This window comes from Roseivirga seohaensis (assembly GCF_001592945.1).
GTDB lineage: Bacteria > Bacteroidota > Bacteroidia > Cytophagales > Cyclobacteriaceae > Roseivirga > Roseivirga seohaensis.
Map to the genome: position 1 here is coordinate 744,711 of NZ_LRPB01000023.1, position 17,127 is coordinate 761,837.

Sequence of the window (17,127 nt, forward strand, 5' to 3'; positions counted from 1 at the left end):
TAGAATGCACTAAAATGTTACAGGTCTGGTTCAGAAATTATTCTTCATTGCCTCCATTCCCTTTTTTCTTTTTCAATAAACCTTTTAAAACACTTTCTGCTTTTTTCTTTGCTTCTTCAAGCTTCTGATCTGTCGTGTCTGGTTTAACTCCGAGTTTGCCAGCTAGTTTTAAAGCAACACTATCTTTTTGTGCTTTCAATAAGGAATCAGCCTTAGATTTCAATTCCGTTTTCTTGGCATCTAATACTAGGCTAGCAGAATCTTTAGCCTGCTCTACCATAGCTTCTACTTCTTGTTTTGCTTCTTCTTTCTTTTCGTCCACTTTGGCTTTTACCGAAGCTGTGACCGCACTCTTTACGTCTGTGCCATCACCACTTCCAACACTTCTAACCCCAAATTCTGGTTTAGCATAGGTTCCACTCATGCCAATGTTTAATCTTACGGTACTACTTGTAGCGGCTGAGCTACCTGTGATTTGCGAAACCAAACTATTGAGTTGCGTGCCTATTTGTCCAGCTTGAACGTCCATGGCAAGGGTGTAGTCGATCGACCCATCAATTCCTGTGCTACCTGCAATTGTGGTTTTATAATCGCCAAGCTTTACATCAAAGGGCTTTACAAATAGCCTTCCTTCTTTAATTTCGGCCGACATTTTCACTTTATCTAGAGTGGTGGTAGAAAGCTTTTGAAGTTTGGTAAGTGAAGTTAAGCCCGTAACGATTTTTGAGTCTTGATCTAAACTTGCCTGTAATAATTGCAATACACCGCTACCAGTCAGGGTGCTATAATCAGGCATCATGTCTGCGCCCAAAGCTCCTGCCATTGAAAAATCAGTAGATAAAAGTCCTTGCGTTCTTTCTGCTATAGGGGCTAATTTCTGGATCATCTCAATGCTCTGAAACGATTGTGGGATTGAAATCTCCTTTACTTTGAACCCAAATGCAAAGAGTGGTTTTTCGGGCTTACTGTCATAAGAACCTTGTAAACCTACGGTACCGTTGAGGGTTTTCATATTGGCGTTGTCAAGGGCTACTTTTCCATCCTTTACTACCAAACCACTTTTTACCTCTTTAAGCTCAAGCTTATTGTACATCACTTTATTTACTGAAGCGTTCATGTTGAACTCCACGTTTTCTGGAATTCTAACTACTTCCATTGGCTCGCCATTTTCGTCAACCGCCTCATCTTCTGATTCGGTCATCCATTCGTTAACATTAAGTACATCGGCTGTAGCATTCAGATTACCTTTAAGCTTTCCTTCATTTAAGGCAAAGCCCAAGTAATTTTCAATTTTACCTGTGGCGTTAAAATTGGTTTCTCCAGCCGAGCCGCTTAGCTCGTTTAGGTTAATGCTGCTTTTATCGAAAGTGGTATTGGCAGAAGCTACTTTGAATGTTTTGCCCATGGCTTCATCGGTATACACTAGGTTCTTAACGTTCAAAGCTCCTTTGGTATCTAAGTTCTGATAACGCTCGTTCTCAATATCGCTCATGCGGCCTTTTGAGCTTAAATCGGCAGTAATAATTCCAGAGGCTTGAACACCTTCCATTGGGTAAATTTTGAAGATTTTCTCAAGGTCGATTGTTCCTTTCGCGGTAGCATCCCATTCAAAATTGTCTGGGTTTTGTAGCATCAATTTGGCCTGAAATGGCTGCCCATCCATCATAAAGTCCATATTGGAAACATTGATTTTGGTGTCATTCATTTTACCTGTTGGGTTAAGAACTTCTGCCATCACATTGATTTTCTCTAGTGGAATAGGGAACTCGGTAGACTGGATTAAACCGTCTTTCAAGTTCATAGTAATATCTAGCGTAGGAATAATAGATTGTATGCTATCATATTTACCGTTGGCTTTTGCATTTAAGGTCAAAATTCCATCTAAGATGAGCCCTTCAATCGGTAGCATACTATTGAGGTCTTTAAGATTTAAAGTTCCTTTCATGTCCGCATCGATAGGGTAATCTTTAAGATTGGCCACTTTCAGTCTTGCGTCAAAAGGATTTTTCCCAAAATCAACATGCATTTTCTTTAAGTCGATAACCGTATTTTCTATTACTCCATCGGGGTTATCTACATTTAAAGTAAGTTGGATGTTGTTAATTGCCTCGGGTAAATCGGGGTACTGAACAGAGGCGTCATCAATGTTAAGAGTAAGATTGAAAGCTGGCATTTCTGTTTCTGAATACCTTCCCTTTACCATTCCACTGAACGACACATTTCCTGCGGCTTTTACATCGTCAAAACTTTCAGTGTATGCTCCCGGAATTAGGGAGAATATTTTTTTGAATTCTGATGAAGGAGAACTGAATGAAAGATCCATTCCGTAAGCATCATCGAACATGGTAAATGAGCCATTGGCGGCCAAAGGAAATTCGTTAATTAAAAACTCATTCTCTTTAAACGTGAACTTCATGTTTGGTAAATCCATGCTCATAACTAAGTCCATTGTGATAGACTTGTTGGTTACATATTCTGTTCCATCATAAGTAAATGTGGCCTCATCTACTTTTCCTTCAGAAATCAAATCAAAAATATCTTCAGCAAAATCGCCTTTACCAGAAATGTTAATTCCGTTGAGTTGCGTAAAAACTTGTGTCGACTGGTCGAAGTAAATAAACGCACCATTTGAAATTGAAAAGCTATTGATTCCGAAGCTCATTGAATTCTCAGACTCTGTTTCTGCAGTTTCGCTTACTTCAGCAGAAGCTTTCATTATATCGTAGTTGGCTGTTCCATCTTCTAAAACGATGATGGTAATGTCTGGAGTTTCTAGGTTTACTCCTTTGATGGTAATGGCATCGCCAAAAAGCACTTCTTTTAAGTTGATTTGTGCCTCTAGATTTTCTACGCTTGCCAAAGTATCGCCTTCAAAAACGCCTTTGCCAATAATGCCAAAATCGCCTAAGCTTACTGTGAAATCAGGAAAATTTTTAATCAGCGAGAGCCCAAATTTATCAACATCAAAGAATAAAGTGGCTTCGGTGTTTTTGTCGAATTCAGAAACAATTTTATCCCGGATTTTATCTTTGAAAAATACAGGAATGAGTAGCAACAACAAAAAGATGACTAGAAATATTCCTAGAAGAATTTTAAAAAAGCGTTTCATACAACCTTAGTTTTTTATACTACAAAAGTAAATAATTAACTAAGAAGTAGCTTTGATGTTATGAAAATGAAGGTTAAATAATCTTGAAGCTTATGATTTTAACTGTCGAATCTTTCTAGGGCCATACCATAACCATATGCCTGAAACGGATAGGATTAATAAACCAATTCCCAGAACATTCATAGAAATGAGCTTAAATAATTCAGAAATTATGCTGCCGTCATGAATTTGCTCGATCCAATCAGAGTTTCTTTTGGCTACAGAATAAACTTCTAGTGTTTTGGCGTCTACTTGAACTTCCCAGCTTCCAGTGTCAAAAATTACTTTCGCAATTCCTTTGGTAGGTCTGTATTCAATTCTGTCAAAATTTGAGGCGTTCAATCCTAAACTGTCTACCGCCTGAATGGAGACTTCAGCTAAACGGTGAACAGGCTGCCATCCTGAAATGTCTAGAGTTTCTCCTGTTTGAGTAGGGGGTTGTAGAATATCAATATTCTTTTTCCAGCCTAAAATAAGGCCCGTAATTGAACTTATAATTAAAAAGACCACGATGAACAAACCGAGTGTTTTGTGGATTTGACGATATGATCTTATGCTTTTTACAAGTTTAACAGGAGCCTTCGCCATAAGTGAATGAGTTTTGCTGAAAGCCCGAATAAGTGGAATTTAAGTGGAATCCGCAACCCTATTTACAGGAACAGAGCATTGATCTTATAGCCAAGCTAATCATTGAAAATTAACCAGACATAAATTATATGTTACGTAATTTGCTTTTATGTTATGCTAATGTTACCTTAATGTTAACAATTGTTTTATAGATTGATAACTTTGCGCCTAGATAATGAGAAAAAGAAGGTATATATGGTTGATAATAGTATTGGGGTTTCTCCATGTCAACCTGTATGCTCAAGCTCCTATTCAGCAAAATGTTTTAGCACAGACGCTAAGTAAAGCAGATCTATTTCTTGCCGATATTGAGCCAGAACAAAGAGAAGATGCGTATAAAAACCTTAGTCAGCTTATTGAAAGCCTAGAGGTTATAAGAGAAAAGGAGTCAGATGACGATGTTTTTTTGCGCAAAGTATTCCTGAAAACAAATAGAAAAGTACTTCGCAGATATAGCCTTTTCTCTGATTTTTCTGAAACTCTTTCTACTGGAAATTACGGTTGCTTATCTGGCACGATTCTGTACTCACTTGTACTTTCTCATTTCAATTTTGATTTTACTGCCATTGAGCTTTCAGACCATGTTTATTTGTTGGTTGAGAATGGTGAATCGAAATTTATTTTTGAATCTACCCTAGGTTCAAGAGGCTTTATTGCGAACAAGCAAGATATAGAAAATGCGCTTAGTGGCTATAGTGAGCGATCCATGATCAATCAATCAATGGCAGCCGTGGCTTCGTATAGAAGTAGTGAGCAAGCTTCTTCGATTAATAATCGTATAGGTTTAAGAGAACTAGCAGGTTTGCAGTTGTATAATAAGGCTATCGAAAATTTTAAAAACACTGAATTGATTCTTTCGTTAGAACATGCTGAAGCGTCTCATGAGCTTTACCCTTCAGTTAGAATAAAACAACTTATGCAGTTATTAGTAAACGAAATCCTTTATAGTGAAGGCTTAACCAAAGAGGTAAAAGAAAACGCCTTGAAGAATTACATTTCTCACGTTCGTGAGAATAAGATTAGTCAAACCAAATAGGTTTCCTCTCTACATACTTATAATGGTGAACTCAACCCTTCGGTTTATGGCTCTACCCATTACGGTTCTATTGGTAGTGATTGGTTCACTTTCTCCGTGCCATACAAACTGAAGTCTGTCTTCTTTAATGCCCAAGGTAGCAAGTGCTTTTTTGACAGTTTCCACTCTTCTTCTAGATAAGTCGATATTATACTCTAAGGTGCCATAATTATCGGTATGGCCAGCCAGTTCAACAATCGCTGTTGGGTAGTCATTCATAAACTGGGCAAGGTTCCGAATTTCCGTCCACGACCTCGGTTTAAGTAGATCTTTATCGAAATCGAAGAATACATTTCGGATAATAAACGAAGCGCCAGGGGCTGCTTTTACCACTTGTGCATTTACGTTTATGATTGGAGCTTGTACACCACTCACCAAAGCATTAGATTCCAATGGTTCTTGTCCTAATTCTTTACGCTGTGCATTTAATAGCTCAAATGTATCTCTCTTAATTTGAGGTAAGCTCAAGTCAATTGCTACCGCCTTCATAATATCATTAGGCACACTAATAGGTTCTCCTGTTGCTAAATCGGCACTATCCAGATCTAGTTTATCAAGCGTTACGGCATACACATTGATTTCAGAAATATCAAGAAGGTCAATAGTGGCGCCTACAGGAATGAAGCCTGGTATTTCGGCCCTATAACTATAGATTTCATCGGCAGGTAATTCAATGCAGTAGTTTCCGGCAGCATCGGTTCTTACTCGGCCTACTTCAACACCATCTCTTAGCCTAGAGAAAACTACCTCCGCATCCAATGGGTTGCCTGTTTCGGGGTCTGCTATGGTACCACATAAGGTTACCAATCGTAACTGACGAGTTACTAACGGTAAAGTTAAGGAATGAATATCTAAGTCATTGCCTTCTACCTCTCTACAGAAATAAGCAAAAGAGCCATCGTGTGGAATGAAAAGGAACATGTCATCCACCTCAGTGTTAATCACGGGGCCTAGGTTTTCTGGCTCCGTCCAGCTAGTCCATGAATTATCAAGGCGTCTGGTAACAAAAATATCTTTCTTACCATAACCACTATGTCCTTCAGAAGTGAAGAACATGGTTTTCTTATCAGGCATTAGGAATTGGCCTTCTTCTTCGCCAGCAGAGTTGATTACAGGCCCCATATGTAATGGTTCTGTCCATAAACCATCCTTCTGCAAAAAGCTTACATATAAATCTCTTCCTCCTTCTGTGCCCCTTCCTTCTTCAGAAATAAGTAAAATTTCACTATCGGGTGTGAGCCAAAAATTTACATTTCTATGAACATTGATGTCGTTAAAAATCTTAAGGTTGTTTGGTTTGGTCCACTCAGTTTTGGATATCCTCTGACTTTTTGAAATACCATATTTCATTCCGCCAGGTAAGTACTGGTTTCCTAGAATAATCAACTCTTCATCTTCTTGAAGGAATGAGCTTATAAAATTTGGGTCGGGATTGTTGAGTACATCTCCGATATTTTTTGCCTGCCCCCAATCTAGGGTGGTTGAGTCAAAATCGGAATACCAGATATCTTCTAAGTCTTCCTCACCGCCTACATTTTCTGGATGCCCCCTTCTGCTGAAATAGAGTGTTTTCTTGTCTTTGGTCATCAGGGGTTTTATCTCTCTATTGGTACTGTTTACCAAATCATTAAGTCTATACACCATCAATTTGGTATTGATATTGGGCATTAAGTTGATTTTTGCCTCTATAGGTTCTTGAGAGTTAGAAACACCAATACAGTCAATGGCAGTAAAGCCATCAACAGATTTTCCGTCTATTACAATTTTTACCGCTTTTACATTGTAAGGGGTTTTATCCAAAAATATTCTGAACATTCTGTGCAATTCACTTACTGGCCCTGGGGCTTGTTTAAATACAGAATACTCATTGTCATCATCATCGTACAAAAATACTTCTCTAATGGCTCCTGGATTAAAGGTTTCACCAATGGCAATTTGCTCAATGGGCATTTCTAGATCGAATTGCACCTTTACAAACTCAACAGTATTAGGATTAAAGGGAGACCAAGCACTTGGATTATCACCGCCAGCAGGAAGTACATTGGGTTTGCCCAGCACTTGCTTGGCTGAGCCTTGTAATTCTGAAATTTCGGAGGAATAATCAATCACACGAGAAGCCCACTGAACTGTGGTTTGGGAATAGGTTGTAGAAAAACACAATACCCAAAGAAGCGTACAAAAGACAATTCTCATAAAAGTGGAAACACACATGTTAATTGGGACTCAATAATAACCAATTATAACAAGTAAATGAATATTTAAAGGAAGCAAATAGCCTTTTTCTATTCAATTGATCTTTGGTTGAAAATCATATACCCGAATGAGAGCGACAACCCTAAATTTGAAGTGGGGTTTTCTAAATAATTCACTCGAAAAGTGAGAGGGCCTAAAACCGAATTGTAGATTAGGCCAGCCATTCCTAACAAACGAACATCGTCAAAGCCTCTTTTGTCTTGTGCCTTTTGTCCTGCTATTTGCTGTGGTCTATTATAGGCGCTGAAACCATAAACCTCTCCTCTAAAAAACAGATTATTGGCCAAACGAACGGAGTGTACCATTCCTGCCCCTACATAGCTATATGCTCTATAGTTTGGAAGAAAATAGGTTTCTGAATCGAACATGGGGTTAAACTGGGTGGTATAAATCAGACTAGACTGATAGTTTATGAAATTGGGTTGGCTACTGAAAATTGACTCAAACTTCCATCCAAAGCTATAATTCTCAGACATCTTCTTATACTCTTCAAAATATAGTTCAAGTGCCAGCCAATTTTTTGATTCTGTATAGGTGGTAGTCACATTGGGTCTGAATAAAACAGAAGTGCTTCCTGGGGTATAGGAAAGGTGCCCTACCAACATGTTGGCAGAGGTGTAAAACCTCACTCCTGAAGTGGCAAATTGTTTGGCGTTCAGGCTGTTTCTTTCGTAGCTCAGTTTGCCTTTAAAGGCCTCATACCTGGTGTGGTCTAAGCTTTCTTCAACTGAAATATTAGCCATGTTGCTAAAGTTATCAGAGTTTCTAACATAGGCGGCTTCGGCTGTAAATACACTGCGTTGACCAGATCCTAAACCTACGATAGCACCAAACTTTCTGTCGATTCTATTCAAAATAGTTGGATTGGCTTTTTCATCGAAAAAATCATCTGTATTCAGGTAATCCCATTGGTTTAGTAAAAAGGAAGGTTCTAAAAATAACCTTGTTCTAGGGTTAAGATTAAAACGCGAACCCAAATAAACCGACTCATAAAATTTACCAGTTGAAATTTTAAGCTTATACGAATTTAAGAATCGATTAAAAGAATTAAGCGTCAAACCGAAGTGTAGGGTACTAACGCTTCGGGTGGAAAGATTTCCTCCAAAATCAACAGATAGGCCGTTTCTTGCAGTTGGTTTTAAATAAAATTCCAATACATAAAATTCCTTTTCGTAATCGTAGTCAAAGTTGATATAGATATTTCTGAAGTAAGGTTCGGAAAGCAGCTTAAAGTAGGCTTGTCTGATTTCTAGCAAGCTTAAAGAGCCATCTTTAAAAGAAACTAATGAGTTAATCAATAATTCCTGTTTTGGCATAAAACCAAATAACCGAATGGCTCCAAATTCATACTCTTCAAACTTTTTTCTGAACTTGGTTCGATTTGATTCCACCTCATTTTTATCAACTCTACGCGAAATTTTCTGCTTTATACTTTCCATTTGGCTCATGGTTACATCGTAGCCTGCTTGAATTAATTCCGGAACTTTATCGAACGACATGGCCGTATAAGACTTCATTTCTGGTTCAATGTAAATATCCGTGCTGTCTAGCTGAGAAGGGTCAGACTTGTTGAGGAAGAGAAAAAGAAGAGCGTCCGTCAAAATTTCTTCATCAGCATCAAACGGATAAGATTCGGCTTTTTTAGTAGCTACGTTTGACCCGATTGTTACTTCGGGCTTAAACTCATCTTTCATTATGTCTACAGGAAAGTTGTCGTAAACACCACCATCAAAAATATATTGGTTCTGAAATTTGATTGGCCGGTAGAAGAATGGAACTGCCATGGACGAACGCGTAGCTTGCATTAACGAGCCCGTGTCTAGTCTCACTACTTTTTCAGAAAAAATGTCGGCAGCTACAGCTTTAAATGGAACAAATAAATTGTCGAAATTATAATCGGCTGCTTTTGCCGCCTGACCTAAATATTCGTTCAAAAGAAAATTGATAATGATATCATTGGCCAAAGGAGTGCTAATGGAAGCCTTAAGGTTTTTATCTAAAAGAAGATCAACGGTTAGCCATGAGGCATCGTCTTGAGATTTGGTATAGTTGTATTGATAGCGTTCTGATGATACTCCGTTGATCCAATTCTCAAAGTTGGGATTAGTAACAATTATCTCTATTTCTTCTGGGCTAAAACCTGCTGCATATAGCGACCCGACTACTGCTCCCATAGAGGTGCCTACTACATAATCTATCGGGATATTATTCTCTTCTAGGGCCTTCATTACCCCAATATGGGCAATACCTTTGGCTGCTCCTCCGCTCAAAACCAAGCCCACTTTTTGCGCATGGAGAATGAACGAACTGCACAGCAATAAGGCAATAACTAGAGACCGGTTTGCAATTTTGATTGACATAAAAAAAGCAGGGATTAGCCTGCTTAAAAATATAAATTCAATTTCATTTATCTATTACTAGCAGTAATAACATCTTCCACCCAATCCATGGGAATATCGTTTAGCTTTTTATCCATCAATTCCTTCATGGCTTCAAACTTTATAATGTGTTCTGCAGAAAGTGGTTTTTCAGCTGGTAAATCTTCTCTCAAGAAATCAACTTGCTCTCCTCTTTTCCAAAATCTGAAACAAAGGTGGTTGCCAGTGGCTAAGCCGGTGCTACCTACGTAGCCAATTATATCACCCTTTTTTACTTTCTGCCCATTCTTGTAGCTTCCAAATTTAGACATGTGTAAATAGCCTGTAGTATAAGTGCCGTTATGTCTAATCTTCACATAATTGCCATTCCCTCCTGTATAACCTCGTGCAATAATAACTCCATCGGCAGCAGCTTTAATTGGGGTTCCTTTTGCAGCGGCAAAATCAGTTCCTAAATGAGCTCTTCTGGTATTCAGTACCGGATGAAGACGATTTTTATTATAGCGTGATGAAATTCGGGAAAACTCAACAGGATACCTTAAGAATGCTCTTTGAAGGCTTTCACCCAGGTCGTCATAATAATCGAAACCGTCTCCTTGGTCGTAGGCATAGGCCATATAGTTATTTCGAATATGATTAAACTCTGCCCCTAAAACTTTGCCTATTCCAATGGGCTCACCATTCACTTGTCTTTCTTCATAAATCACTTTAAACCAATCTCCCACTTGGAGAGAACGCATGTCTATTTGCCAACCAAAAACATCGGCCACAGCACTTACCAATGCGGCTGAACCTCCTTTTTCTCGTATGGAATGATCGAGTGAAACGGTAATTCTGCCCGACATGGTTTTTTCTATGGTTTCAACTTCTCTTTCTTCTTTATAAATAGAAATAGAATCCTTCAATTGATAAACTACATATTCTAAAGGGCTTGGTTCGTAAACAAAGTAGGCGGCTCTTTTAATTGAGTCCTCGGTATAAAAAAGGGTGTAGTCACGATTGGGAACAAAATTACGCACGCTAAATACATCTTTAGAAAGACGGTCGATGCTGAAAATATCTTGATTACTGATATTAAAAGGGAGAAGGATGTCTGCAATAGTTTGATTTCGCTTTATTTTCCCTTCAAGCATTTGGTACTCATCTAAGGGTATTCCAAACTTATAAAGTGGCTCTGAGATTTCAGCAACCTCATTCATTGGTATGCTTTCTTCAATAGAGGGGGTGCTTTTTTTGCTAAAATAGAAGTATAGAACTACCACAACGACTAAACTCACAACACTGGCAAGTCCTAAGTTTTTTTTCATTCTCCGTTAGTTTTTACCTTTCAACGGCAAAGTACTAAAAATGTGGCCTTTTAATAAATCTTTTTTTTCGACTATATTTTTGAACCTCTAAGCCTAAGACTATTCAATACAACAGAAACAGAAGAAAAGGCCATTGCCGCCCCTGCAATCATAGGATTTAGAAGAAAGCCATTGATAGGAAAAAGTACTCCTGCAGCCAAAGGAATGGCTATTACGTTGTATGCAAAAGCCCAAAACAAGTTCTGCTTCATGGTTTTTGTGGTTTTTTCGGAAAGCAGAATTAACTGATGTAGTTTAGAAATATCTCCATTTAGTAAAGTTACAGAAGCGCTTTCTAATGCTACATCGGCTCCGGTGCTCATGGCAATTCCTAAATCGGCTTCGGCCATGGAGGGCGCATCATTAATGCCATCGCCAGCGAAAGCTACAATGTGTCCCGCAGTTTTGGCCTGTTTAACTATCGCGTGCTTATCGTCTGGCAATAGGCCGGCCTGATACTTCTTGATTCCTGTTTCGCGTGCCACATTAGCACAAATTTGTTCGTTGTCGCCAGAAAGCATTTCGATTTCTATGCCGCGTTCTTGTAATTGAGCCACTAAGGCTGCGGATGATTTACGGACAGTATCTTTTAAAGCAATTACCGCCAAAAGCTTTTCGTCCCGAATAAAGAATACTTGGGTTCTACCTTCCTTGTCATAGCTTTTTATCAAATCACTAATATCATCCGAAAGCGAAATTTCCTTTAAGCCGCTTTTTCCTACAATTTTATAATTGTGCTGGTCTAGGGTAGTGGCTAAACCAACCCCTGCAATTGTTTTAAGGTCTTTGATTTGTACAGGGAAAAGCAAATAATTTTCTTCTAGGTAATCCGTAACTGCTCCTGCAATTGGGTGGCTTGATGCCGCCTCCATGCCGTTGAGCACACTCAAGAGCTCAAGGTTGTTTTCTTCAGTAAAGAAGGTTTTGAAGTCGGTAACCGAAAGTTTCCCTTCCGATATAGTGCCTGTTTTATCTACAAATAGCTTGGTCACTTTCGATGCGTTTTCTAAAGCCACAGCATCTTTAACAAGAATTCCATTTTTTGCTCCTTTGCCAATGCCTACCATAATGGCCATAGGTGTGGCTAATCCAAGTGCACATGGGCAGGCGATGATTAACACAGAAAAGGTGCTTACGAAGGCATAAGTAAGGGCAGGGTCGGGGCCAATAAAATACCATATAACGAAGGTAAGTGCGGCTAAGCCCAACACTATTGGCACAAATACACTTGCAATTTTATCGGCCAGTTGTTGTGCGGGGGCTTTGGAGCCTTGGGCTTCAGTAACCATCTGAATGATTTTGCCCAACATGGTGTCTTCTCCCAACTTTTCGGTTTTAACTTGTAGACTTCCATCGGTGTTGATGGTGCCTGCTTTTACTTCATCACCTTCTGATTTTTCAACTAAAACAGATTCGCCAGAAATCATGGCTTCGTCTAAACTTGCACGTCCAGATATGATTTTTCCGTCTACAGGAATTTTCTCTCCGGCTTTTACCAAGAGAATATCGTTTAGCTGAACTTCTTCAAATAGAATTTCATGTTGTTCTCCATCTTCAATCTTTATTACTTTTTTAACCTGAAGCTCATAAAGCTTTTCAATGGCTTTTGAGGTAGAAAACTTGGCTTTTTCTTCCAAATACTTACCCAATAGAATAAAGGCAATTATTACCGCAGCCGACTCATAATACACATGCACCTGCAAACCTTGGTTTCTAATTATTTCTGGAAAAATGGTGTTGAACATGCTGAATAGAAAAGCCGATCCTGTTCCAAAAGCAATGAGCGTATCCATATTAACGGCTCCTCGCTTAATTTGCGAAAAGGCACTTGTAAAAAACCTCCACCCAGAAATAAAGACTACAGGAAAAGAAAGGGCAAGTAGAACCCAATTTTTATAGGGAAAGTCGCCTACAAACATGGAAAGCACCATGACAATAGCGCCAAGCGTAATGGCCAAAGCCAATGCTCGTTTCGTTTTCTTTAGACCTTCTTCGCGTGACGCGGCAACTGAGGCTTTGTCTTTTTTGGCTTGCAAAGTATAGCCCGCTCCTTTTACATATTTCTGGAGCAGCTTAAAGTCAACTTCGGCCTCGTTGTAGACCAAACTAACCGTATTGGTAGCATAGTTTACCGAAGCTTCTTCTACTCCTTTGCTGTTCTTGAGGGTTTTCTCAACGGTGGAAGCACAGCCTGCGCAGTGCATTCCTTCAACGGGGTAAGTATCTTTAATCATGGCTTCTTTCATTGCGTTCTGTGAACAAAACCAACGCTGGAAAAGTTGCCACCAACATGTTTAGCGTTTAGCGAATTCAGCAAGGCCTTTGTCTAAGAACTCAACAAAGTTAGACACTTCAACATCATAGGCTTTGGGCCTGACCAATGGAGCTTCGTTATTATCTAATAGCACATAATAAGGTTGAGCATTGCCATTAAATCGGGTGATCTGAAAATCGAAATTCTGCTTTCCAATGGTCTTTTTGACTTTGTTGTCGAACTCAGAAGTGTACCATTCTGACTCAGGCAGCTCTGTTTTATCATCTACATAAAGGGCCACTACCACATAGTCTTCTTTCAACCTTTTGAGTACTTCTGGGTCTGACCAAACATATTCTTCCATTTTACGACAGTTCACGCAGCCGTGACCTGTAAAGTCAATGAACAAAGGTCTCTTTACCTTCTTGGCATAAGCGAGTGCTTGTTCGTAATCAAAGAAGCCTTTGATACCATGCGGTAAATGCAGAATGTCAGAATATTTTACTTTAGTAGGAAAACCTGTTTCAGTGGCCGAACCTGAAATTTGTGCAGCGCCAATCTCTTCTCTTATCATTTCCCTAAGCGCAAAATCATGTGTGGTAAGTGGAGGCAAATAACCAGAAAGGCCTTTGAGTGGTGCACCAAACATACCAGGCAATAAATACACAGCAAACACAAAACTGATGATGGCCAATACCAAACGTGGTACCGAAGTTTTTTGAACTTCATCATCGTGAGGCAAGCGTAATTTCCCTAATAAATAGAAGCCTAAAAGCACTGCAATTACCAACCAAATGGCAATGTAAATTTCACGGTCGAGTAAGCCCCAATGATAGGCCTGATCGGCTACGCTTAGGAATTTGAAACCCAAAGCCAATTCGATAAAGCCTAAAACCACTTTTACTGAGTTTAACCAGCCACCAGATTTTGGAAGGCTCTTCAGCATTCCTGGAAAAATAGCGAACAGGGTAAAAGGAATAGCAAAGGCAATAGAAAAACCCATCATGCCCACCACGGGCTTGGTTACTTGTCCTTGAAAAGATTCGATTAGAATTGTACCTACAATTGGACCCGTGCAAGAAAACGACACAAGTACCAAAGTAAAAGCCATAAAGAAGGTGCCGAACATTCCGCCCTTATTGGCCTTTTTATCTATTTTATTGACAAGCCCGCTAGGCAATACGATTTCGAAAAGCCCAAAAAAGGAAAGTGCAAAAATGACGAATACAGCAAAGAATATAATGTTTGGAATAGCGCCTGTGGCCAGTTCATTGGCAATACCTACCCCGAATAGGCTTGTGAAAAGCAGGCCTATTAAAATATAGATTACAATAATTGAGACCCCATAAATACTGGCTTTGGTAATGGCTTGTGCTCTCGACTGACTGCTGTTTGTAAAGAAAGCCACTGTCATCGGGATCATTGGGAAAACGCATGGCGTTAATAATGCTGCCAACCCGAAAAGAAAAGCGGTAATAAAAAAGCCCCATAAGGAGCCATCATCTTCGGGTTTTAGCAAGTCTTCAAAACTGCTTTGACTGGCTTTGCTGTTTGTGCCCGTTACTACTCCAGTCGTTGTGGTAATCTTCTTCGCTCCATCTTCTAGTGCCGACAGGGCTACATCAAAATCCTCACTTCCGTTAATACAGAGACCCTCCACATCGGAGCAAGTTTGAAAATCGAGCTCGCCCTTAATTTGAAAGTCGGGCTTCAATATTTTTATTCTCTGCTTAAACTCACCTTTTCCAGAAAAGTAGGTAACTTCTTCATTGAAAAAATTATCGAATTTTTTCTTTGGGTTGGTAGGAATCAAATCACCAATTACCTCAAAACCATCTGTTTCTTCAAAAACCACGGTGGCAGGAATAGGAGAAGCATCAGGTGCTAAATCACTAGAATAGATGTACCAGTTGGCATCGACAGTTACATTGAAAACCAGATCAATTTCAGCGCCTACTTCTGCGGTTCCTTCTTTGCTGAGTTTCCAAGAAGTTACCTTTCTCACCCCAGGCCCTTGGTTTAATAAATTCTGTGGTGCAGCTTGAGTTGGTGTTTCAGTTGGTTCTTTTTCTCCTCCGGTTACTTTTATAAAATCAATTACAAAGTCTTGCTCTCCGGGAACACACTGCCCAGTAACATCGGTACAGGTCTGAAAATCAAGTGTGCCTGAAATCTTAAGGTTGTTGCTCAGTACTTTTATTTTTTGTCTAAACTCTCCCTTCGCACCAAAATACTCTACCGTGTCACCCCAAATTTGGTCAAACTTATGTTTTGGATTAACGCCATAAAGCTTTCCAATCACTTCGAAAGAAGAATCTGCATTCAGTTCTGCAGTGGCGGGTATGGCCATCACATCTTCTTTTTGGTTTGAAGAATAGATGTACCAGTCCTTAATTACATTGACCTTGAAGATCAATTCGACCTCATCCCCAACTTTTACTTCTTTTTGCGAAGCATCAAAGGTCCAATTCGTGGTTTGCTTGAATTGAGCAAACGAGCTTAAGGTAAAAACAATAAGAATAAGTGACAGCAGATACTTTCTCATATGTAACCAGAGTTTGTAAAAAGTGGGCCTTAAAATTTTAAGGCCCACTGTAAATGTACTTTAGTCGTTCAGTTCAGCAAAATTTTTGAAGAACAATGGAATGGTTTCAATTCCTTTAAAGTAATTGAAAACCCCATAGTGTTCGTTTGGAGAATGAATGGCATCTGAATCAAGGCCAAAACCCATTAATACAGTTTTTAAACCCAGGGTTTGTTCAAAAAGTGCCACAATAGGAATACTTCCTCCACCTCTAAACGGCACAGGTACCTTTCCGAAAGTAGTTTCCATAGCCTTGGCCGCAGCAATATAAGCTGGAGAATCCGTAGGCGTAACTGCAGGCTTACCTCCGTGGTGTGGAATTACTTTTACCTTTACCGATGGAGGAGCTATTGATGTAAAATGATCTTGGAAAAGCTTTGTGATTTTATCAGGGTCTTGGTTTGGTACTAAGCGCATTGAAATTTTTGCATAGGCTTTAGAGGCAATTACAGTTTTAGCACCTTCGCCAATGTAACCACCCCAAATTCCGTTCACGTCTAAAGTTGGTCGAATAGAAGAACGCTCCATAGAGGTATAACCTGCTTCGCCTTCGGTAGCGCTTAGGCCGATTGATTTTTTGTATTCTTCTTCATCAAAAGGAGCAAGGGCCATAGCTGCCCTTTCATCAGCAGAAAGCTCAATTACATCGGCATAGAAGCCCGGGATGTTAATTTTCTTGTTTTCGTCTTTTAACGAAGCAATCATTTCGGCCAATACGTTGATTGGGTTTGGCACTGCTCCACCGTATAAACCTGAGTGTAAATCTCTATTTGGGCCAGTAACTTCTACCTGTACATAACTCAAACCTCTTAAACCAACCGTAATAGAAGGCACATCGTTGGCAATAATTCCAGTATCGGATACTAATACAATATCGGCTGCCAATTTTTCTTTATTCTCTTCAAGGAAAATCCCTAAATGGTCAGAACCAACTTCTTCTTCTCCTTCTATTAAGAATTTTATGTTACAAGCAAGGTTATCAGTTTTCATCATGGCTTCAAACGCCTTGATATGCATGTAAACTTGGCCTTTGTCGTCACAAGCACCGCGAGCAAAAATGGCTCCTTCAGGGTGAATTTCTGTGGTTTTAATTACGGGTTCGAAGGGAGGTGAATCCCAAAGCTCGTAAGGGTCGGCTGGTTGAACATCGTAATGACCGTAAACCAAAACGGTAGGCAATTTGGCATCAATAATTTTTTCTCCGTAAACAATCGGGTGGCCACCAGTTGGGCAAATTTCCACAATGTCGGCACCGGCTTCTAGTAATTTTCCGTGTATAAATTCAGCCGCTTTTAGTACATCTCCTTTAAACTTACTGTCGGCACTTACCGAGGGAATTCTGAGTAAATCGAGAAGTTCGTTTAAGAAACGGTCTTTATTGTTTTCTATGTAATCGTTGATGTTTGCCATGTCTTTTAATTTATGACTCGAAGATAATTGATTTGTAATGAAACGCCCATGG

Annotated in this window: 9 protein-coding genes; 1 reads left to right on the top strand and 8 read right to left on the bottom strand. The window is 39.5% G+C overall.

Annotation, left to right across the window (positions count from 1 at the left end; genetic code table 11):
- Positions 1–37: 37 nt before the first annotated feature.
- A complete protein-coding gene (locus AWW67_RS09670) occupies positions 38–3,109 on the bottom strand; it encodes an AsmA family protein (protein WP_062301428.1) in 3,072 nt (1,023 codons plus the stop codon).
- Positions 3,110–3,199: 90 nt separating this feature from the next.
- On the bottom strand, positions 3,200–3,736 hold the full coding sequence (locus AWW67_RS09675) for a PepSY-associated TM helix domain-containing protein (RefSeq protein ID WP_062301430.1): 537 nt from the start codon (positions 3,734–3,736) through the stop codon (positions 3,200–3,202).
- 214 nt (positions 3,737–3,950) lie between these two features.
- Between AWW67_RS09675 and AWW67_RS09680 the strand changes: the two genes are divergently transcribed.
- Positions 3,951–4,811: a hypothetical protein gene (locus AWW67_RS09680; protein ID WP_062301432.1), complete on the top strand. Its 861-nt coding sequence runs from the start codon at positions 3,951–3,953 to the stop codon at positions 4,809–4,811.
- A 9-nt stretch (positions 4,812–4,820) separates the two neighbouring features.
- Here the strand turns inward: AWW67_RS09680 and AWW67_RS09685 are convergent, their stop codons facing one another.
- The 6 genes from AWW67_RS09685 to AWW67_RS09710 all read right to left on the bottom strand — a co-directional run bounded on the left by AWW67_RS09685 (position 4,821) and on the right by AWW67_RS09710 (position 17,075).
- Positions 4,821–7,043: an OmpA family protein gene (locus AWW67_RS09685; RefSeq protein WP_176700026.1), complete on the bottom strand. Its 2,223-nt coding sequence runs from the start codon at positions 7,041–7,043 to the stop codon at positions 4,821–4,823.
- 89 nt (positions 7,044–7,132) lie between these two features.
- Entirely contained in the window at positions 7,133–9,463 is a 2,331-nt protein-coding gene (locus tag AWW67_RS09690; RefSeq protein WP_062301434.1) for a patatin-like phospholipase family protein, read from the bottom strand.
- A gap of 47 nt (positions 9,464–9,510) precedes the next feature.
- Complete coding sequence (locus AWW67_RS09695) at positions 9,511–10,788, bottom strand: M23 family metallopeptidase (protein WP_062301436.1); 1,278 nt, start codon at positions 10,786–10,788, stop codon at positions 9,511–9,513.
- Between the two features lie 71 nt (positions 10,789–10,859).
- On the bottom strand, positions 10,860–13,073 hold the full coding sequence (locus AWW67_RS09700) for a heavy metal translocating P-type ATPase (protein WP_062301437.1): 2,214 nt from the start codon (positions 13,071–13,073) through the stop codon (positions 10,860–10,862).
- 48 nt (positions 13,074–13,121) lie between these two features.
- The gene (locus AWW67_RS09705) at positions 13,122–15,626 is read right to left on the bottom strand and encodes a protein-disulfide reductase DsbD family protein (protein WP_082794008.1); all 2,505 of its coding nucleotides are present in this window, start codon (positions 15,624–15,626) and stop codon (positions 13,122–13,124) included.
- Between the two features lie 60 nt (positions 15,627–15,686).
- Positions 15,687–17,075, bottom strand: coding sequence for a dipeptidase (locus AWW67_RS09710; RefSeq protein ID WP_062301439.1), 1,389 nt, complete (start codon positions 17,073–17,075; stop codon positions 15,687–15,689).
- Positions 17,076–17,127: the final 52 nt, after the last annotated feature.